The organism is Bradyrhizobium sp. ISRA442 (genome assembly GCF_038085055.1).
Classification (GTDB): domain Bacteria; phylum Pseudomonadota; class Alphaproteobacteria; order Rhizobiales; family Xanthobacteraceae; genus Bradyrhizobium.
In genome coordinates this window covers 24,589-41,375 of the sequence record NZ_JALGCN010000027.1, presented here as the reverse complement: position 1 = coordinate 41,375, position 16,787 = coordinate 24,589, and the positions used below count along the sequence as shown (strand labels likewise).

Annotated in this window: 20 protein-coding genes and 4 pseudogenes; 13 read left to right on the top strand and 11 right to left on the bottom strand. The window is 61.3% G+C overall.

The window, feature by feature from the left end:
• Positions 1-35 precede the first annotated feature (35 nt).
• From MTR72_RS34860 to MTR72_RS34850, 3 genes are all read left to right on the top strand, one after another.
• On the top strand, positions 36-248 hold the full coding sequence (locus MTR72_RS34860; protein ID WP_280966473.1) for a hypothetical protein: 213 nt from the start codon (positions 36-38) through the stop codon (positions 246-248).
• Between the two features lie 300 nt (positions 249-548).
• Positions 549-1,004: a hypothetical protein gene (locus MTR72_RS34855; RefSeq protein WP_280966474.1), complete on the top strand. Its 456-nt coding sequence runs from the start codon at positions 549-551 to the stop codon at positions 1,002-1,004.
• Positions 1,005-1,711: 707 nt separating this feature from the next.
• A complete protein-coding gene (locus MTR72_RS34850; protein ID WP_280966475.1) occupies positions 1,712-1,885 on the top strand; it encodes a hypothetical protein in 174 nt (57 codons plus the stop codon).
• Positions 1,886-2,564: 679 nt separating this feature from the next.
• Here the strand turns inward: MTR72_RS34850 and MTR72_RS34845 are convergent.
• From MTR72_RS34845 to MTR72_RS34830, 4 genes and pseudogenes are all read right to left on the bottom strand, one after another.
• Positions 2,565-2,717 carry a hypothetical protein gene (locus MTR72_RS34845; protein WP_341511984.1) on the bottom strand — a complete coding sequence of 51 codons (153 nt, stop codon included), beginning with the start codon at positions 2,715-2,717 and terminating at the stop codon, positions 2,565-2,567.
• Between the two features lie 485 nt (positions 2,718-3,202).
• Positions 3,203-4,074, bottom strand: a pseudogene (locus MTR72_RS34840) (glycosyltransferase family 4 protein); the annotation flags it as partial.
• A 141-nt stretch (positions 4,075-4,215) separates the two neighbouring features.
• Positions 4,216-4,425, bottom strand: coding sequence for a hypothetical protein (locus tag MTR72_RS34835; protein ID WP_280966477.1), 210 nt, complete (start codon positions 4,423-4,425; stop codon positions 4,216-4,218).
• A gap of 505 nt (positions 4,426-4,930) precedes the next feature.
• A complete protein-coding gene (locus MTR72_RS34830; RefSeq protein WP_280966478.1) occupies positions 4,931-5,149 on the bottom strand; it encodes a hypothetical protein in 219 nt (72 codons plus the stop codon).
• Positions 5,150-5,513: 364 nt separating this feature from the next.
• On the opposite strand from MTR72_RS34830, the gene MTR72_RS34825 reads away from it, so the two are divergent.
• The 5 genes and pseudogenes from MTR72_RS34825 to MTR72_RS34805 all read left to right on the top strand — a co-directional run bounded on the left by MTR72_RS34825 (position 5,514) and on the right by MTR72_RS34805 (position 8,573).
• Positions 5,514-5,972 carry an Hsp20 family protein gene (locus tag MTR72_RS34825; protein WP_280966479.1) on the top strand — a complete coding sequence of 153 codons (459 nt, stop codon included), beginning with the start codon at positions 5,514-5,516 and terminating at the stop codon, positions 5,970-5,972.
• A gap of 78 nt (positions 5,973-6,050) precedes the next feature.
• Positions 6,051-6,542, top strand: a complete 492-nt coding sequence (locus MTR72_RS34820) for an Hsp20/alpha crystallin family protein (RefSeq protein ID WP_280966480.1) — start codon at positions 6,051-6,053, stop codon at positions 6,540-6,542.
• 152 nt (positions 6,543-6,694) lie between these two features.
• Positions 6,695-6,943 (top strand): annotated as a pseudogene (locus MTR72_RS34815) (GyrI-like domain-containing protein); the annotation flags it as partial.
• 740 nt (positions 6,944-7,683) lie between these two features.
• Positions 7,684-8,433: pseudogene (locus tag MTR72_RS34810) on the top strand (Mu transposase domain-containing protein); the annotation flags it as partial.
• Positions 8,433-8,573: a hypothetical protein gene (locus MTR72_RS34805; protein WP_280966481.1), complete on the top strand. Its 141-nt coding sequence runs from the start codon at positions 8,433-8,435 to the stop codon at positions 8,571-8,573. The pseudogene MTR72_RS34810 and the gene MTR72_RS34805, both read left to right, overlap by 1 nt.
• Before the next feature lie 592 nt (positions 8,574-9,165).
• Here MTR72_RS34805 and MTR72_RS34800 read toward each other — a convergent pair.
• Entirely contained in the window at positions 9,166-9,600 is a 435-nt protein-coding gene (locus MTR72_RS34800; RefSeq protein ID WP_280966482.1) for a hypothetical protein, read from the bottom strand.
• A 419-nt stretch (positions 9,601-10,019) separates the two neighbouring features.
• On the opposite strand from MTR72_RS34800, the gene MTR72_RS34795 reads away from it, so the two are divergent.
• Positions 10,020-10,400, top strand: coding sequence for a PRC-barrel domain-containing protein (locus tag MTR72_RS34795; protein ID WP_280966483.1), 381 nt, complete (start codon positions 10,020-10,022; stop codon positions 10,398-10,400).
• Between the two features lie 272 nt (positions 10,401-10,672).
• Here the strand turns inward: MTR72_RS34795 and MTR72_RS34790 are convergent, their stop codons facing one another.
• Complete coding sequence (locus tag MTR72_RS34790; RefSeq protein ID WP_280966484.1) at positions 10,673-10,960, bottom strand: hypothetical protein; 288 nt, start codon at positions 10,958-10,960, stop codon at positions 10,673-10,675.
• A 218-nt stretch (positions 10,961-11,178) separates the two neighbouring features.
• Here MTR72_RS34790 and MTR72_RS34785 point away from each other — a divergent pair, with 218 nt between their 5' ends.
• From MTR72_RS34785 to MTR72_RS34775, 3 genes are all read left to right on the top strand, one after another.
• Positions 11,179-11,445 (top strand): hypothetical protein, encoded by a 267-nt coding sequence (locus MTR72_RS34785; RefSeq protein ID WP_280966485.1) that lies wholly within the window; start codon positions 11,179-11,181, stop codon positions 11,443-11,445.
• 851 nt (positions 11,446-12,296) lie between these two features.
• Positions 12,297-12,449, top strand: coding sequence for a hypothetical protein (locus MTR72_RS34780; protein ID WP_280966486.1), 153 nt, complete (start codon positions 12,297-12,299; stop codon positions 12,447-12,449).
• A 423-nt stretch (positions 12,450-12,872) separates the two neighbouring features.
• A complete protein-coding gene (locus MTR72_RS34775) occupies positions 12,873-13,130 on the top strand; it encodes a hypothetical protein (RefSeq protein WP_280966487.1) in 258 nt (85 codons plus the stop codon).
• Positions 13,131-13,844: 714 nt separating this feature from the next.
• On the opposite strand, the gene MTR72_RS34770 is transcribed toward MTR72_RS34775, so the two are convergent.
• A complete protein-coding gene (locus MTR72_RS34770; protein WP_280971403.1) occupies positions 13,845-14,099 on the bottom strand; it encodes a hypothetical protein in 255 nt (84 codons plus the stop codon).
• 638 nt (positions 14,100-14,737) lie between these two features.
• Between MTR72_RS34770 and MTR72_RS34760 the strand changes: the two genes are divergently transcribed.
• Positions 14,738-15,007: a hypothetical protein gene (locus MTR72_RS34760; RefSeq protein ID WP_280966489.1), complete on the top strand. Its 270-nt coding sequence runs from the start codon at positions 14,738-14,740 to the stop codon at positions 15,005-15,007.
• Here the strand turns inward: MTR72_RS34760 and MTR72_RS34755 are convergent.
• The 4 genes and pseudogenes from MTR72_RS34755 to MTR72_RS34735 all read right to left on the bottom strand — a co-directional run.
• A complete protein-coding gene (locus tag MTR72_RS34755; protein ID WP_280985386.1) occupies positions 15,004-15,174 on the bottom strand; it encodes a hypothetical protein in 171 nt (56 codons plus the stop codon). The two genes, MTR72_RS34760 and MTR72_RS34755, sit on opposite strands and share 4 nt — an antisense overlap.
• A gap of 99 nt (positions 15,175-15,273) precedes the next feature.
• Positions 15,274-16,041: an SDR family NAD(P)-dependent oxidoreductase gene (locus MTR72_RS34750; protein ID WP_280966490.1), complete on the bottom strand. Its 768-nt coding sequence runs from the start codon at positions 16,039-16,041 to the stop codon at positions 15,274-15,276.
• A 182-nt stretch (positions 16,042-16,223) separates the two neighbouring features.
• Positions 16,224-16,424, bottom strand: coding sequence for a DUF2905 domain-containing protein (locus MTR72_RS34740; protein WP_280966491.1), 201 nt, complete (start codon positions 16,422-16,424; stop codon positions 16,224-16,226).
• A gap of 43 nt (positions 16,425-16,467) precedes the next feature.
• Positions 16,468-16,734: pseudogene (locus MTR72_RS34735) on the bottom strand (Ku protein); the annotation flags it as partial.
• Positions 16,735-16,787 lie beyond the last annotated feature (53 nt).

Here is a 16,787-nt window from a genome sequence, read left to right as displayed (position 1 = left end):
GAGATCGCCGCTGGGTTGCTTGCCGATCTCCATCGATGCGCGATCGGATCTGCGCCACCAATACGGCCGCGCTGGTGTTTCTGGCGGAGCAGGCCGAGGCGCGCGGCGAGGACAGCGCCGAACTGCGGCGCCAGGTCAACCAGGCCTTCAGGCCGAGCGCGCGGCCGGCGCCGGCAACGCCGCAGAAGCCCAGTGGTGACGACTTCCTGGCAGAGATGCGCGCACTCGCCACGCCAGAGGCCTCATGAGCGCTCCGCCTTCACGTAGACTCGGGGCTCTGGCCGACGTCCTCATGCTTCACAGCTATCATACCCGCCAACGTGACGGCGCCGTCATCATGATCCCGGCTCAATCGGCGAGGTCCGGCCTCACCGCGGCGAACTGCTAGTCATCCTCCGGCAACGCTCCAGCGCGGCCCTGGTCCGTTAACTTCTCGGCCTCGCTGTTTTGGACGTCGCCGGGAACGGCGACTTGAAGCTCAAGAGGATGCCGAATCCGACTGAGGCACCGCTGCTTCGCGACTTGCTCGGGCTTCACGCGAGGCGGACATGACCCAGCCCGACCCGATCGCCTTCATCAACGCGGTGCTGCGCGATCCTGCGCCCGGTGATCCGGCGACCAGCCGACACTTTGAGCTGCTGCCTGCTGAAATCGCTTTCCTCGAGCACGCCTTCAACCTCGATGAGACCGGCCGCGCGATCTATCCGGAATTGACCTACAGCGCGCCGAAGAAAAGCGGCAAGACCGCATTCGCCGCCATCCTGACGTTGACGGCAACACTCCTCTACGGCGGCCGCAACGCCGAGGCGATCTGCTGTGCCAATGACCTAGAGCAGTCGCAGTCGCGCGTGTTCTCGGCGATCGAGAACATCGTGCAGGAATGGGCGTTCAGTTTCGGAAGTGGCCGCCGAGGGCGTATGTACCGGCCGGAATCAAACAGAACAAGCCCGCGGAAAGTGAGACGACTATGCCGAACGACAAACAAACCTACTCCGAACAGCTAGACGAGATTTGGAAAATCCATTTCGAACAGCACTTCAAGAATGCGAATCTCCTTCTAGTGGGCCATGCTGGGGCATTAGTCGCCTGCTTCACCGAGAGAACATGCTGCCGTTCCTCAGACTCACGGAATCGGCGCAGTTATCGCGATCGCATGCGCGGGTCTTCTGGCGGCGATCTTGGGCTATGCCTGCCTCTCAGTCTTCTATCTCCCCTCGTCGGCAAGACCGCACCTTAAGAGCGAATTCGAGAACCACGCGCCTAAGTTCATCAACGCGGCGTTTGCAATGCAAATCCTTGCACTCGGTGCTCTAGTGCTGACAGTCGTGATTGTCGGCGTACGACTCGCTCGACTTTAGTCCGCGACTAAACGCGAACAATAACAAAAGCAGCCCGACTGGATGCCGGGGCCGCTATTTGTTCTTTGTGCTTGCCTTGTTCCTACAGGCATTTGGGCAGTGGCTTAGGTTAACCCCTAGTGGCCTAAACGGAGTGGCCTAATTTGACCCGTTGGAGTAGCGCCGCCCTTTCGCCGCGATCTGTTCGCTACGCCCAACTCTGTTCATAGACCTTTGTAGGTAACAAAGGCGTCGTGTGTTCTCGGTTTGTCTTATCCTGTGGTTGGCCGGTACTGGTTATTGGAGACGTGAGGGCATGCACGGCGCCGCGCGGTGCTTTAAATTGATACAATGTCCTGTCGGAGCATCTTGCAATGCTCACCCCTTCACAGTGCCTAGCACTCGCCGACGAATACAAATCCATGGCGCAACAGGCTGAAGTTTCCAAGGAACGCGCGGCGATGCTGATGAATATTGCCAGAAGTCTTGTCGGTCTGGCGACCCAGCTTGATAAGCTCGCAGCCCACATCAGGGATAATGGGAAGTAAGGCCGCCTTGTTGGCGGCTCTTTCACACCAAGTTCTTGAAGTTCATCTGCCGCGATCTTTTTCAATCTGGTTAGCGGTAGCTAGCTTGCATCCGCCCGAGAACTCCTCAATCTCCCGTCCCAAGGTTTGCCATCCCGAGCCGCCAAAAGGGTAGTTCTGTTCGCTTTGGAACGAATGTACATCTTTGCGCTTAGCCCTCTCGTTGAGAGGCTTGAGCAAATGACTGCGCATCACCAGGAAAAGCTGCCAGCGCAGCAGACACAGGACCAACAGCCGCGCTGCCCCGCCTGTGCCGCCTTCCCCCGCCTAACCCAATCCGTACTCGATACCCGGAAGGGCAAGACTGTTCGCCTCTATCAATGCCAGTGTGGCGAACTCATGTGGGACGATTAAGGCCTCCTCGGTTGGCGGCCTTCTTATGTCTGCGGGGCAGCGGCCCCGCCAACGCCGTTACACATGGCGAGGCCGCCTGCGCTCCGGACCGGGGCTGGGGAGCTTGAGCCCGGAGGCCGTCAGACTCTACGCCGCCCGACTGAGAATGATGATTGCCCGAAAGAGGCACTCAATTCGGCGTATCCCAATCTGCCCCACCGGCTGAACCATTGCCTAGATCGTCAGACTAACTTTACCGGGATTTGCATTCCTTCTCGGGGCTGGTAAGCCGCCGCCTGCGCTTCATTTAAGCGGGCGGCGTTTTTACGTCGACGCTGAGGAAGTCGCCAAACCAATTTGCCCACTGCCGCGCTTTGATTTCGCCCAGCCGTTCAACGCCACTCGTTCTCGGGTGCCGTCCCGGATGGCGGCCGAAGCTGCTCGGGTCGTCTTCGATCACTCGCAGATCCTCTAGAACAACCTCTCGCGATTGACGCGGATCGATGCCAGATGTGGATTTTAGCGTACCCAACAACTGCCGCCGAAGTTCTCGCATATCTTCCAGCGCTCGCCGGTTTTTCAGACGCACATACAAGACCAAGACGGAAGCCGAATCCGCCGTCAAGACCACCAAGGTCTGCACCGAACAGTAAGGATTTCGTCCGGGCCGATGCCGACCCTGAGGAAAGAGTGACGACTGACGACTTGAGGAGGAGGACTAACGGTGCCCGTATTGCTGTTGTGGGTCGTTCCCGCGGTGATCGTCATCGGCGGCGTCGGCTATTGATTAGTTCACATGCATTGAGCGAATAAAAGCTCGCTCTGAAACGGCTCGTCCGATTGCTCGGACGGGCCGTTTCTATTTGCCGCGCCCAGTTCTCCCGAATCCTTTCACGTTACCGACGGTTGCAGATCCTGCTCGCGCTCGGTGCCCACGGCGATCAGCACGGCGCTGACGGCCTTCTCCTCGCTGTCAACGATGAAACCGGTTACCCCGTCGTCGATCACCTCCGGCACAGAGCCCGAGCCGCCATGGCCTCAATCAGCAACAGACCGAACGGCTCCGGCCAGTCGATCGGGAACAGTAGGGCTGCTGCCTGCGCGAGGAAGGGCTGCTTCCTCGCCTCGTCGACCTCACCGACGAGCTGCACTCCCTCGCCGTCGATGTGAGGCTCCAGGCGCTTTTTGAAGTAAGCGGTCTCGGCGCGCGGGATGCGCAGCGGCTTTCCCGCGCCGCGCGCGATGCGGATGGCATCTTCCGGACCTTTCTCCGCCGCAAGGCGCCCGAGAAAGGTCAGGTATGATCCTTGTCCGTACGACGGCCGAACAGGTCGACGGGCAGCCTGTGCTGGATCGTGCCGCACCAATTCGCGTCAGGAAGCGGCAGGCGCTGGTGGCCGGAAATCGATACGAAGCTGGCGTCAGGAAATTGCCGAACCACGCTGGGCAGTCCCCGCAGATCGAGCCGCCCGTGTATGGTCGTGAGAAAGGGCACGCCTAACCGGCCGAGCAGCGGGAGATGCAGCCAGTCGATGTGCGCGTGGATCACGTCGAACTCCTTCGCCCGTTTGGAAATCGCCTCCAGCAGCAGCGCGCAAGCCGCATTCGGATCGGTGCGTTTCCGTTCGAGGCGCAGCGCGTGAGGCCACACCGGATGAAGCTTGCCGCGCGTCCGGGAATCCCCGCTCGCAAAGAGGGTGACGTCATGCCCCAGCTCGACGAGTTCTCGACCAGCCAGGCGACCACCCGCTCCGTGCCGCCGTAAAGCCTGGGAGGGGGACGCTTTCGGCCAAGGGAGCGAGTTGGGCGATGCGCATCGGAGCCTACCCGCTAAGCCCCTAAAACCGATCGAAGAACCAGCACGATCGCTCCGGAAAGGAGATACGAAACGGCAAGCAGCGTCCAATCCGGCCGCGCGCTTTCGGCCGCGATCCGTCCGACCAACCCTTCCATCCGCCTCAACATTCGTCCTCGGAAAGTCGCGCGAGATAAGCTAGTCCAAAGCTCGCCAGCTCTTCGACATCACCTTCACGCGCCTGCCATCTCCCGTGCAGATGGCGCTCGAGCAGGCAACGACGGCTGTCCGCTGCATCGACACCATCATGGGTCGCCCGGTACACGGACCAAGCGGTGTCTACGGCCTTTTTTAGCGAGACTTCATCGGCCACTTCTCGAGCTCCGGTCACCGAAACATCGTCTGCCGGCAACTCCTTTTCAGGTGAAAGTTTCCAGTGCTTCTCGAAGACGCCGAGCGCTTGGGTAGCGCATCCGCTCGACAGGACGGACCCGCCGCGGCCTCAGCGGCCATAGAGGCTCTACGGCGCTTGTGGCCCGGGCGGCGCGGCGACGTTGCGGAGCTGGGCGATGGCGGTGTCGAGCAGCATCGGCGCGAGGGGCTTTGCAGAAGGATACTGCCGGGGACGCTGCTCCGGGGGACAGACGCCACCATGGGAAGTGAACGAGGCGGCAAGCGGCAGCGAAGCGCCGAGCAGCCCGTGCCCGGCCTTACGCCGCGAACCGATCCGAGAAGCCGCCCGTCCAGCAGCCGCTGCTCTCGCTCGATGCGGCTTTCGATAGAGTTCGCGCTCAGGTTCGGTTTTGCGCTCGCGAGAAGGAGCCGGTAGTGTCCGATGACTTTCTCGCTGCCACGGATGAGCAGCTCGCGAACGTCGCTCATGGCTTCGCCTCCAAGCTGGCGGGATCGGCTTTCGGAAGGGGGAATGCGACCGGAAAGGTTTCGCTGGCGAGTGCCTGGAGCGCTGTCTGCTCCTCGGCGAGGCGTCTTTCGATAAACTGACGTTCCAGCTCCGACAGCTTCGTTCGAAGCAGCCGTCGATAGCGGTGGATGTTGTTGCGGTGCGCACGAATGCGGGCCAGATCTTCGTCGAGCATCGTCGCCACTCCTGACGGTCGTCACGGTCCTTTTGGATGTTGAAAAACTGGGAAAGAGAACTTCCCGGCGAAAAAAAATATTCGTGGGCGATCCTCTGTCAAGACGCCTCTCGCCGCATCTCCGAATCCATCGGAAAGGCGGCGCTGGGGGGACGACGAGCGGTGCTGGGATCGTTGCAAAATTTTTTGCGACCGCCCTCTTGAACCGGCTTCCCTTTTTTCTAACTCATTTTTCGCCGCGAGAGCGGTGTGCCGGGCGCCTTCGCGGGTCCGGCCCGGGCGCCGGGATCGGTGTCTTCGGACCCTTCTGAAACCCCACTCCTGCGCTCCTTCGTATCCATCTTGCTCTTTGGAGAACTTGGTTATGAGGACCACGTTTGACTTCGCGCCCCTGTGGCGCTCCACCATCGGCTTCGACCACCTGGCCGATCTCGTCGACAGCACGCTGCGCCAGGCGAGCGAAGACCATTATCCCCCGTACAACATCGAACGCACCAGCGAGGACCATTACCGGATCTCGCTCGCCGTCGCCGGCTTCGGCGCCGACGACATCGCCGTGACGGCCGAGCAGAACGCGCTCACCATCGAGGGCAGGAAGCCCGAGAAAGCCGCCGGCGAGTTCCTGTACCAGGGCATCGCCGCGCGTCCGTTCCGGCGCGTGTTCAACCTCGCCGACTACGTCCAGGTGAAGGAGGCGGCCTTCCGCGACGGACTGTTGATCATCGATCTCGTCCGCGAGGTGCCGGAGGCCATGAAGCCGCGCCGGATCCAGATCGGAGGCGGCGCCTCGGCCTCGGCACAGATCGAGCAGAAGGCGGCCTGACGCTTGGTCGAGCTTCTGAGCGGGAACGCGGCGCGCGCGAGCGCGGCCGCGTTCCCTTCCGCATGCAGGAGAACAACCATGGCAATTCGAGATCTCATTCCCCGGTCGCGCAATCAGGACCTGGCGCCGACGCGCGGCAACTACGATCCGTTCATGACGCTTCATCGCGAGATGAACCGCCTGTTCGACCACGTCTTCCGCGGCTTCGGCGGCACAGGCCTGTCGCCGTTCACGGAAGGGCAATTCGGCTGGCCCAAGATCGAGCTCAGCGAGACCGACAAGATGCTGACGATCTCGGCCGAACTTCCCGGTTTGACGGAGAAGGACGTCGAGATCGAAATCGCGAATGGGGTCCTGACCATCTGCGGCGAGAAGAAGAGCGAGCGCAACGACGAAGGCAAATACTTCACCGAGCGCTACTACGGCTCGTTCCAGCGGCAGATCGCGCTCGAAGACGTCGAGGAGGACAAGGCCGAGGCGTCGTTCAACAACGGCGTCCTGACGATCTCGCTGCCGAAAGCTGAAAAGCCGCGAGCGGGCGTCAAACGCATCGCGATCAATAAGCAGTAAAGACCATCACGGGCGGCGGTCGCCGCCGCCCGAACCCACGGCAAATCGTCCCGAGGAAAGGAGCGTAAAGGGAGGAAATCGATGACCAATGCCAACACGATACCGGCGATCTCAATCCCCTCTTCCATCCGGCCGCGCACTATGCGTCTGGCTTGGACCTTTGTGTCGGGACGACCAAACGATCGAGGCGAACGGCGAAGAGATCAAAGCCGACGAGATCCCTGGCTGACGCTGCGCGGTGCTGCGCGTCGTTGGCAGCACCGACAATCTGGAGCCCGCCGCGCTCTACCTCTATCACGATGAGGAAGCACGCGACTTCCCGATCTATTGCCGCGGCTGAGCTTCTTCCCGAGGTGCCGGAGCATGAGACCGCCGCGGAACTGTTTTTGCCGCTGAAATAGCGCCCTCTGACGGCGGCCTGTCCCTTCCGATCGCAAACAGGCCCGCTACCCCAATCTCGGTCTTTATGGGTTTACGGCCTAACTAATTAGGACAGGACCTATTACGCTCGAACCCTATAGGATTCGGGTTGTTTAATCAGCCCGCCATGGAGGACTCCCAAGGAAACTGACACCCAGCGAATACTAGCAGATGCGCGCCGAAGAATTCCGTGCCAAGGCGGATAATGCGAGCGTCGCCAGACCAAGTAGAGCCTGCGCAAGGTGGCAGAGGCTTACGATGATCTCGCGCGCCGCGCTAAGCAGGTCCCGTCGAAGACCTAGACGAGCGCCGAAGGACCGAGGCTCGCCCCCGTCATTTGGAACTTCTAAACGAGTGCTTCATTTCTTCCGTATGCGCCACGCGACAGTTCGCAAATAGACGCCCGAGCAAATCGAGCTCTTACAGAGCTTGGTTCACAAAGGTGTTTCGCCGTACCGCACGTCCGTGATGCTCAAGCGCTCGATAGATTCAGTTCGGCACAAAGCACGCGAGGTGGTGTACCTTTTCCCTTGGAGCGAGTTCTTCGCGCGAAGCGACGGGCCCAAGAGGCGAATGCTAAGGACGACCATCGCTTCGACAACCCTAACAGCTGACCAACCTATCGAGCGGCCCGTGACGAGCGCCCGAGTGAGGCGGCTCCGGCCTGTGGGGCGGGGAGCTGGGTTGAAGGCCGGGGCCCGCTTGTGGATGCTTGGCCCTGGCAAGGCCGAGTGGTTGCGAGCTTGCTCAAAGCCTGTTCGCCGGGCTCGAGAGTGCATTCACGACCTTCGGCGGCGTGCCGGAGGAAGTGCTGACGGACAATCCACGTGCGTTCGTCGTGCGCCATGACGCGGTGAGCCGGTCGGTTCAGCGACAAGCTGATCGCGTTTGCGAAGCATTGGGGCTTCCGTCCTCGCGCCTGCGCGCCGAATCGGGCGCGCACGAAGGGCAAGACGGAGAATGGCGTCGGCTACGTGAAGAAGAACGCGATCGCGGGGCATTCCTTCGCCAGCTGGGAGGTATTTGAGGCGCATCTCGCCGAGTGGGAGCGTGAGGTGGCAAACGTGCGTATCCACGGCACGACCGGCGAGGCGCCGATCGCCCGCTTTGCGCGTGACGAAGCACACCGGTTGAGACCGCTCGGCGGGCAACCGTCGTTCGGCAACGATTGTGCCTCGAGATCGACACGAACAGCTACTCGGTGCCGTGGCGGCTGATCGGCGAGCGCGTGGCGGTGACGGTTGCGGCCGGCGAGGTGCGCATCCGCCACGGCATGCGCGAGGTTGCAGTCCACAAGCAATCGGAAGGTCGCCGGCTGCGGATCGTCGATTCCGCCCACCTCGACGGCGTTGCAGGTCGCAATGGCACGGTCTGCCGACCGGCAACCGCGACACCGACAGTGCCGGCGCCACTGCCCTCGTTGTTGCGTCCTCTTGCCGAATACGAAGCAGCGATCGGAGGGAGCTTCTGATGGCGCGCACAAAGAAGGCTACCGAAGCACCAATCGATCGGCTCGACGCCATGCTGGCGCGATTGCAGCTCTCTGGCATCCGCGACCAGCTCGAGCAACCTGCTCGACGAGGCGGCGCGCGCAAACCTGTCGGCGCGTGAGACGCTGATCCTGCTGTGCGAGCGCGAGATAGCCATAAACCCCGGGGACGTGACGCATCGAAGCTAATATCTTCTTTGCTCCTAAACCCAAAGCCGACCGGCGAAGCGTCGCCCGAGATGCTCAAGGCAGAGGATCAGGAGCGCGACTCGATACGGTTTGCGAGAAACTCGGCGTCTTCGCCAACGCCCAAAGAAACGACGATTTTACCTTGTGCATCCCAGCCAGGCCGAGAAAGTAGAGTCCCGGCCCGCTTGTCGCGCCGCAATTTCTGAAGCGGCGCGCCACGCGCATCGAAGACACTGCAGCTCGTCCGACTGAAATCGTAACTTTCGCCTAACGCCCAGATCACCGTGCCGATCCCGGTATCAGGCAGGTCGAGCGCTTCGATCTCGTGCTGTTCCAGCCTCCCTCGTCGTGCTTCCTCGGACTCTCCGTCGGGCGGGGCGCTGGCACCGGTATACGGGTCGAGCGAGGATACCCGTGGCGGAACGTTTCATCGCCGGCTTCGAGATTCCTATTGAGGCCGGTCGCGAGTCTCAGACGTTCAGCTAGCGCTCGATATGCGCCCCTCGAAACCATTGACCGCCGCACTTACTCGCAGTCCTGCTCGGCCGCCGTCACCTTTTGCTCAGACGGTGCGGGCTCGGCCGCACCGGCCGTCGCCTTCTTTGATTGTTCAGTGGGTGCGGGACGGGTCTGCTCGACCGTGCCTGCCGTCCTATCCGGTTGCTGCGTGGAGGGTGCGGGCTGGGCCGCCGTTGATTGCTCGGCAGCGGTGGGCTGGCTCTGCATCTGCCGCTGCGCGTCTTCCGACGACGTTGCGGTATGCTCCGAGGCTTTGCTCATCGAAGATGTCGGCGGATGCTCCTTGGAATCAGTTGCTGTGGAACCAGTAGTTTGTCCGGTATAGCCCGGGACCTTTCCTGACCCTGCATCGCGGCTCGCCGTGTTGCAGGGACCGGCATACACGGAGGTGGCGCTGAAGGCGAGCACCGCGCCCAAGATCACAAGTCTGTTCGTAATCATAGCCCTTCTCCTCAGATGGACTCTGGACGATTGAACAAAAGTAGGGGCCTTCCGTTCCTGACGCGCGCGAGCAGCGCCAACATTCACGAGTGGCTGAGTTCACGGGCTTAAAATCGTCCACCTAAAATAAGGCGGCTTCAGTTGGCGGCCTATTCCTCTTGATCATCGTCTTTGCCCGTTCGCCTTCTACCAGAAGGCGAACATATCTCGACCAACGGAGTCTCAAGGACAACTTCGGCTAGCTGGTTGAATGGATTGTGACCTTGGCGCAGGTTCTTCGCCATACCGGACGTTGTCGGAAGCGATGTCGGCAACGATAGGCTTATGGTTGGCGCCACGACATGTTTTCCGAAGCCAGGAACGCCCGCGTAGCGGCCGAGTTAAGCTGACAAAATCCACTTGTGAGGGGAGACGAAGCCATGGCCCGTGCAACAGCCCATCCGGATCATCAATGCATCTCAAGCGAAGACATTCAAGGAACCGAGGTTTATGGAGCAGATGGAAAGAACATCGGTGAGATTGATCACCTCATCATCGACAAAGTGTCAGGTCGCGTGGCTTATGCCGTTATGAGCTTTGGCGGATTTGTTGGGTTGGGCCACAGCCACTACCCCATTCCCTGGGGGGCTCTGACCTATGATACGTCGCTTCGCGGTTTTCGAACCAATATCACCGAGCAACAGCTGAGGGACGCGCCTGAGTTCAGTGATGACTCGTGGCAGGATCGAGACTGGGAAACGCGCACCCACCAGTACTATGGCACGCCTACGTACTGGGAGGCGCGACCAGGTGGACTATAAAGCGAGGCACCGCATCTGAGAATCTTAGTCGTGAGTGCTAACTGATTCATTGAAGAACTGATCTACCAGCTTCACAGAGATCGGTGCGAGGCGGCCGCTGCCCAGTGCAGCAAAAACCCTTTCTAATCGTCGCCTTCAACACCAGCGATAGCGCTGGTCGCGATGTCAGCGACAAGATCGCAGAGACGCTGCATCAGCTCTGCGGATCGCGATGAGGTGCCGCTCTCGCTGAAGGAAATCCTGCTTCGCCGCGGTCTGAGACACGTCAAACCTCACTGCGGCCACTCCTTGTAAAGCGTCACGCCCCTCATGATCAGCGAGCCGATGCGCGCCGGTTTAGCCGAGCGCACGCTTGCCAAGCGTTTTTCACAAAAAGAACTTACGGAGGATGCGACCATGCGGCTGTCGTGGTTGCGGCTGCCGAGGCTGCCGAGGTTGCGGCTGCGCTGGCTGCCGAGGTTGCGGTTGCGGCGGCGGCAATACCTCCGGCTTCGGCGGCGGCCAAGCGTCCCAATCTGGCGGCCAGCCTCAATGATTTTGCCGATCGGCCGGCGCTTCAAGCCCACCCAACGAGCGCCATGGCAGTAGTCTTCCGGACAGGGACAGGGGCCCGCCCGCCTGCATATGCGGCGACGCGGGAATGGCTTGCCCCATTTGCAATCAGATCGATCCCGGCGATCCTGTCGACGTCTCCCGGAGATGCCGGAGCGGTTTCTTCCCGACGTGAAGCGCAGGGAATGAGCACCGTCCCCAGCCCGAATCGCGATGGGGCTCGCTCATGAAGCTCACAGCCGAACGTCCATTTGCCAACCCGGAAGCCGCAGCGCGCAAACTGGTCGAGATCGCCACCGGCATCGAGGCCGTCCAGGACGGCCGCATTCACATCGAGAAAATCAACGCGCCATTCCTGTACACTCTCAAGGCCAGCGGGCCGGAGTTCGGCGCCGGCATCAAGTACGCCCTCGAAAAAGGCTGGCTCGAGATGCACGAGAGCGGGACCTACGTGCGGCTGCTGGCGCCGGGCCAAAATTTGCTCACTGAGTAGATAAATCGGCCCCAGCCGGTGGGACTGGGGCCTAGTGGGCGACACGTCTTGCGAAAGGATGGGCCGCAAGACTGATCGTTGAACTGGCTGCGGGAGCCCTCGTTCCTAACCAAACGACCCCACGTCGGGCAAGAAACTGTACAATGCGGCATGGACCGCGCCATGCTGGGGCATCACCTGGCCATCGCTGAGCGTCACGCTGTGCAAAGCAGGCAGCTTCTTGGCCGGCAAGAGGAGCTGGTAGCTCAGCTAGACCGAGACGGCCGTGACACCATGGAGGCCCCGAAAGGTGCTCGCCACGTCAAACCCAACTTTTGCAGGAACAGGACGTTGAGCGCCTCTCAAACGATTTGGGAGAACCAGAACCACGACTGAGATGCCTCTGATATTGACGACGATCGGTTTCGTCGTAATCGGATCAATCGTGGCCTCGAAATCAAGGCCGCGCACGAGAGCAGGCGCCTCGAAAGGTAAGCCGCTCTTCAATTGGGGGATTCCTTCATCGATTTCGATGGCCCGCAAAAACAACCCCGGCCTTTGAGGGGAGTCGGACCGGAAAGGCCGGGGCCCGCTGGAGGAAGCTTGGTCCTCGGGCTAGCAAGGGCCAAGCGAAAACAGGCTACTCAACTCATCGCGTTGTTCTGTTCGCTTCAGCACTGTTCCGGACAGGAACTTCAGTAGATTCGTAAAATCCCGTTCGAGTGCCTATCTTTTGGGCCCATGCGTAAGACGTACGAGCTCTGCCTCGCGACCTCCGGCAAGCAGGTCCCCAACGGGCCGGACTGGATCCATGAATCGTTGAACGCAATTGGCCCCACCTTGCTCGCGAAGCTACCGCCGGAAGAACTCTGATGACGCGGGAGCAGCCAGCAGCGGATTCGACGGGCAAATACAATATGAGCGGCGGCGCAAATGGGAAAAGCCGCAGCGTGGTTCCAGCCCCCACTGCGGCCATCCCGGACAAATTAGAAATTGGTGCTCAAATCTCGCCGGTGTTCTTTTAGTAGAACACCCCTTTCCGAAAATGGAGTCCGGACAACTACCGGAGTGCGAGCTTCTACCATTGAACTTAAGAGCGAACGTGGCACGGCTAGCGCTTCTAGCCCCAATGCTCCCGGCTGCCAATCCCATTGCGGATCAGAGCGCTGGGGGTTGCTGCGCCCGCCAGCGTGAACCGGCGTGTCACAAACCCGTGGCATGACCCTTGCTAAATCCAACTGGGATTTCAGAGCTCAGTTTGAGAAGAAAACGCTGCCGGGACATGTATTTCGAGCCCGGCAGCGTTCTATTTCGAGACATGTAGAACAGCCAGCGGTGAACCGACGGGCCTTCCTCATCGATGGTTGTGATGTCCGAACGCTACGCAGGTAAATGCGCCCGGCCTGCACCCGTGGCACTTTCTGACGAGCAAGAGTGTGGAGGGTGATATGGCCCTGCACTTTACTCGCATGGATACTCCGCTGGATGAGCTTGAAATCTGGATGGCAAGCAGCAGCGGGTTTTCGTTTGTGATTAGCAATGAAAGCCGCACTGGTCCCGGGCTCCACGGGCAGCCTGGCTTCATTGCTTCATGGCGGCCGATCCACCTGAACAAGCCGGCAATCAAAATCGCTGGATCCCCGTTCAATACCTTCACCGAAGCCGAGAATGCCTGCGAGGCTTTCCTGAGACATCTGACGCGGTAACGAAGGGTGCTGGCGCACTTCGACGGTGCCGCCCCTCGGAGCAGCCTGGTGGATGGGCCTTGAGCCTCGTTTCCAAGCATCGCGATTTGCCGTGGTGGTCGGCAAAGCACTGGATCAAGTAAACCGGACTCATCCCGCAATAGGTGCGAGCTATGACGGTCGGCGGCTCGGGCACACTGCCCCCGTCGAAACGTGTGCCGAGCCTAGCCAGTCTTTCGCTGGTCGAACCAACCGGCTGTTGTCGGACTGAGGCAAATATCCGGTTTTGAAAATTGCTTGGCTGCAACACTTGCGGAATTTCAAAAGCACTATGGCGAGCAGCATCGGCTTGAACGAATGGCGCCATGCATCGGCCGCCAACAGGCCCGAATCACGATTGCAAATTCAGCGGGTCGGGACTTCGATCGATTTCCAGCGCTCGTGCGAACGAAGCTCCGTCGCCCGCTCCATCGCTATTCAGCCCCCAGCCCCAGCGATGGAGCGGGTCTCATCACACCACACACTTTGGCCTAGCCGCACCACCGCTGCCGCGGCGGACAGCGCGTGCAGCTAGAGATGTAAGCGCGCGAACCCCTCGCCCGATCAGGATTTGACCGACGTCACGGCCGCCGACAGCAAGCGAGTCGCATAGTCTGCCGTAGTTGCAACGAGAGGCGCCCTCTTCACCGCTTGAATACGCAGGCGGCCCGCTGCAGCGGGATTCGCCGGCGGCGATTAGTGGCGCGTGATTTGTCGCAGGTTCAGCGCGGTGCCGCTCGTCCGAACATCAGTATCTGTCGCTGTATCGAAGCCTACGAGCCGGTAGATCCGTCCCTGATGTCGCACCGTGTCGCCATCAATGGCGAAGATTGCGATCGGCGAGCTGGGCGAGATCCAGAAATGCGCGACCCCGAGCACGATCGCCGCTGCCGCTATGGCAGCGGACGCCCGCAAGGGCTTCGGATTGGCTTGCAACGGGACCACGGCCATGCGGACAAGCATACACCGGGCGCGACCGAAGTATGCCTCCTTTTAAAGACCCACGACTGGGTTTCCTGCCTTTAGGGACTGAACCAGGATGGCCAGCCGTAAATTTCGCAATATCGCCCGCCTCCGACAGCTTGAAAGATTTTAGCATGAAATCATCGAAGTCGAAGGAATGAACATCGAACGCAACAAGTTTTCGGCGATGATACGCCGGCGGTTCGGTGCTGCGGAAATTGCCTCAGCTCTTCACCGGCATACTGGCTCAGTAAGACGGATGGCGCGAGAAATGGGATTCATCTTGAAGAAATGACGCCAAATGCTTCCCCAGCCGTTTGCAGACCTGCGATCCGAACGCAGAGGTCAAGCGCGTCCACCCGAAGGCGATGCCGAGGAGCACGATGTCTAGATGCGCGCGCCCTGGGATGAGGCCGAGGCGCTGCAGCGCCCGCTTCCGGATGGCACGCTCAAGATCGTCGCAACCGGCGAAAAGGAAGGCCCCGCGCTCGCCGCCTAAGGCTGTGCACAGGCCCGCGGAACAGGTGGACAAGCCGGAGCTACGGCAATTCTGAATCCCTGGTCTGTGTTAGCAGCCCGGAACGGGCGCGGTCGGCAAGGAATCGTCCCCGGTCAGGAGCGATCTCATGCTGATGTTCAGGGAAAGCCGGCCCGCAATGCGGACGCTGCGAGGCTGGGCGATCTCCGTGCTCCAGGAAGCTGGCGCCATTCGCGAGTGCGATGAGCACGGCTGGATGCAGGACCGGGCTGACCCGCATGCCCGGGAGCGCGCCTTCGCCATCGCCCGTCGGGATCCGCCGGCTGGCATCTCCGCCGATGAAGCTGTCGCCGAGATTCGCGACGTTCTCGACTCGATTGGCGACACCTGCCCAGAGTGCCCGCCGGATTCCGGCTAGGCCATCTCTTCGGTGCCGACACCTGATATTGAGGACTGCCGCATGCGAGCGATTTCCTGCCACGCTGTCGCCACGCCAATCCAGCGTTGCCGCTCGGCTCCATCGGCTTCGGAGGCGGTTTTCATCGCCGCAATTGCTTCGCGCCCGGGGTCGTACTCGATGTCCATCGGACAGAAATATAGCCGCAGATCGTAAACGATCCGGCGTCGATGCGACCGTAGGAATCCGGGGACGGCGACGCGCTGACGCTGGCCGCGGCCGAGTCCTCAAGGAAGTGCCACACCCGTCAGTTCGCCCAACCTGACGATGAGCCGGTCCTGGAATTTCGGATCGGCGGTCTCACTCACCGGCTGCTCTTGCCGGAGGTGGTGCCAGTAGCGGCCGCTGACCATCGCGGCCGGCTCCTCGCTTACGGCCAGCCAGGTCTGGGTCCGCTGTCCGGTATCGAGATCCACCGGCGCTCCTGGGCCGCCCATCTTCGTGCGCGCCCAGCCGGAATCGACCGCGTTGCTCAAGACTTGAGGCCAGCGTCGCGCCAGCGCGAATGCGAGAGCGACTACGTGCAGCTTGCTTTCAGCGTAGGCCTTTGCTGGACCCCAGCTCCGCTTCTTCCAGTCAAGATCGTCCAGCGAACCTTCGCCGCTGCGATGCAGGCCGCTGCTGAGATACACCAGCCGATCGGGACGTTGGATCAGCGCCGCCAGGATATACGGCGCAAGCGCGTTTATCGCCAGGACGCCGGCGTGACCTTCCGGTGTCGAGCCGCGGCTCCCTTCCGTGTAGATGCCCGCGTTGTGGATGATCGCATCCGTGCGACCGATTGCGTTGACCTGATCCGCGATGCTTCGGACATCGGCCGCGCTGCGGAGATCGCCGACCGCGACTCCTGAGGCACGCGAGGCGAGCTCGCCGATGCTCGCGGCGCGATCCGCCGATCGGGCATGCAGCACCACTCGATGACCGTCGCCAATAAGAGACTGGGCCGCCGCGCGGCCGAGCCCGTCGGTGCTGCCGGTGATGAAGATGAACGCCATTTGATTCTCCTTCCCTACCCCAGCGACTTGGAATTCAGCCGCTCTTGGCGGACGATCTGGCGTCACGCACCGTGTTCGGGGAAGTGCCGCCTCGGGTCGAATATGAGACCACGCCCAAAGCGCGGGGGCCCGGTTCCGTGTTGAGACGTGTCACTGGCGCCGGGCGCAATTAAGGACGCGCCCTATCGGTTTGCTAGCCACAGGATCACGCTTAGCACCACCGAGATGATGAGCGAGGTCGTCAGCGGAAGGTAGAAGGCAAAATTCGGCCGTTCGACGTAAATATCGCCGGGTAGCCGGCCAAGCCCGAACTTGCCAAGGTCAGGCCAAAGCAGCCCAGTGGCGACCAGCACAAGCCCGAAGATGATGAGCGTGCGCGACATCTCGCATCTCCATCGGCCCTGCGGCCTGCGCCTTCAACACGCCCTAAGCCGACTTCCGCTGCGATCTGGCTGCCGGCTTTTTCGCCGCTGCTTCCTTCGGCTTCTTGCCCTCGATCGGCGTCAGCATCTCCTTCTGGCCGCTCGACGCCTTGCGCGGCTTCTTGGTGGGCTTGGCCACCTTCGCCGGCGCGGCCTCCTTGCCGACGGATCGGCGGAGCGCCTCCATCAGATCGACGACATTGGTCGCGGCGGGCCGCTCCTTCGGTGTGATCGGCTTGCCGGCGCGCTTCCCGTTGATGAGATCGATCATCTTCCGGTTGGAGCAGGCTCAATCCGGTCTCGATCTGCGCGAGCAGCCGTTCG

Coding starts and splice junctions, on each gene's coding strand:
- MTR72_RS34860 (WP_280966473.1), top strand. CDS start 36: ATGCGCGATCGGATCTGCGCCACCAATACGGCCGCGCTGGTGTTTCTG.
- MTR72_RS34855 (WP_280966474.1), top strand. CDS start 549: ATGACCCAGCCCGACCCGATCGCCTTCATCAACGCGGTGCTGCGCGAT.
- MTR72_RS34850 (WP_280966475.1), top strand. CDS start 1,712: ATGCTCACCCCTTCACAGTGCCTAGCACTCGCCGACGAATACAAATCC.
- MTR72_RS34830 (WP_280966478.1), bottom strand. CDS start 5,149: ATGCTCGACGAAGATCTGGCCCGCATTCGTGCGCACCGCAACAACATC.
- MTR72_RS34825 (WP_280966479.1), top strand. CDS start 5,514: ATGAGGACCACGTTTGACTTCGCGCCCCTGTGGCGCTCCACCATCGGC.
- MTR72_RS34820 (WP_280966480.1), top strand. CDS start 6,051: ATGGCAATTCGAGATCTCATTCCCCGGTCGCGCAATCAGGACCTGGCG.
- MTR72_RS34805 (WP_280966481.1), top strand. CDS start 8,433: ATGGCGCGCACAAAGAAGGCTACCGAAGCACCAATCGATCGGCTCGAC.
- MTR72_RS34800 (WP_280966482.1), bottom strand. CDS start 9,600: ATGATTACGAACAGACTTGTGATCTTGGGCGCGGTGCTCGCCTTCAGC.
- MTR72_RS34795 (WP_280966483.1), top strand. CDS start 10,020: ATGGCCCGTGCAACAGCCCATCCGGATCATCAATGCATCTCAAGCGAA.
- MTR72_RS34785 (WP_280966485.1), top strand. CDS start 11,179: ATGAAGCTCACAGCCGAACGTCCATTTGCCAACCCGGAAGCCGCAGCG.
- MTR72_RS34780 (WP_280966486.1), top strand. CDS start 12,297: ATGACGCGGGAGCAGCCAGCAGCGGATTCGACGGGCAAATACAATATG.
- MTR72_RS34775 (WP_280966487.1), top strand. CDS start 12,873: ATGGCCCTGCACTTTACTCGCATGGATACTCCGCTGGATGAGCTTGAA.
- MTR72_RS34770 (WP_280971403.1), bottom strand. CDS start 14,099: ATGGCCGTGGTCCCGTTGCAAGCCAATCCGAAGCCCTTGCGGGCGTCC.
- MTR72_RS34760 (WP_280966489.1), top strand. CDS start 14,738: ATGCTGATGTTCAGGGAAAGCCGGCCCGCAATGCGGACGCTGCGAGGC.
- MTR72_RS34755 (WP_280985386.1), bottom strand. CDS start 15,174: ATGGACATCGAGTACGACCCCGGGCGCGAAGCAATTGCGGCGATGAAA.
- MTR72_RS34750 (WP_280966490.1), bottom strand. CDS start 16,041: ATGGCGTTCATCTTCATCACCGGCAGCACCGACGGGCTCGGCCGCGCG.
- MTR72_RS34740 (WP_280966491.1), bottom strand. CDS start 16,424: ATGTCGCGCACGCTCATCATCTTCGGGCTTGTGCTGGTCGCCACTGGG.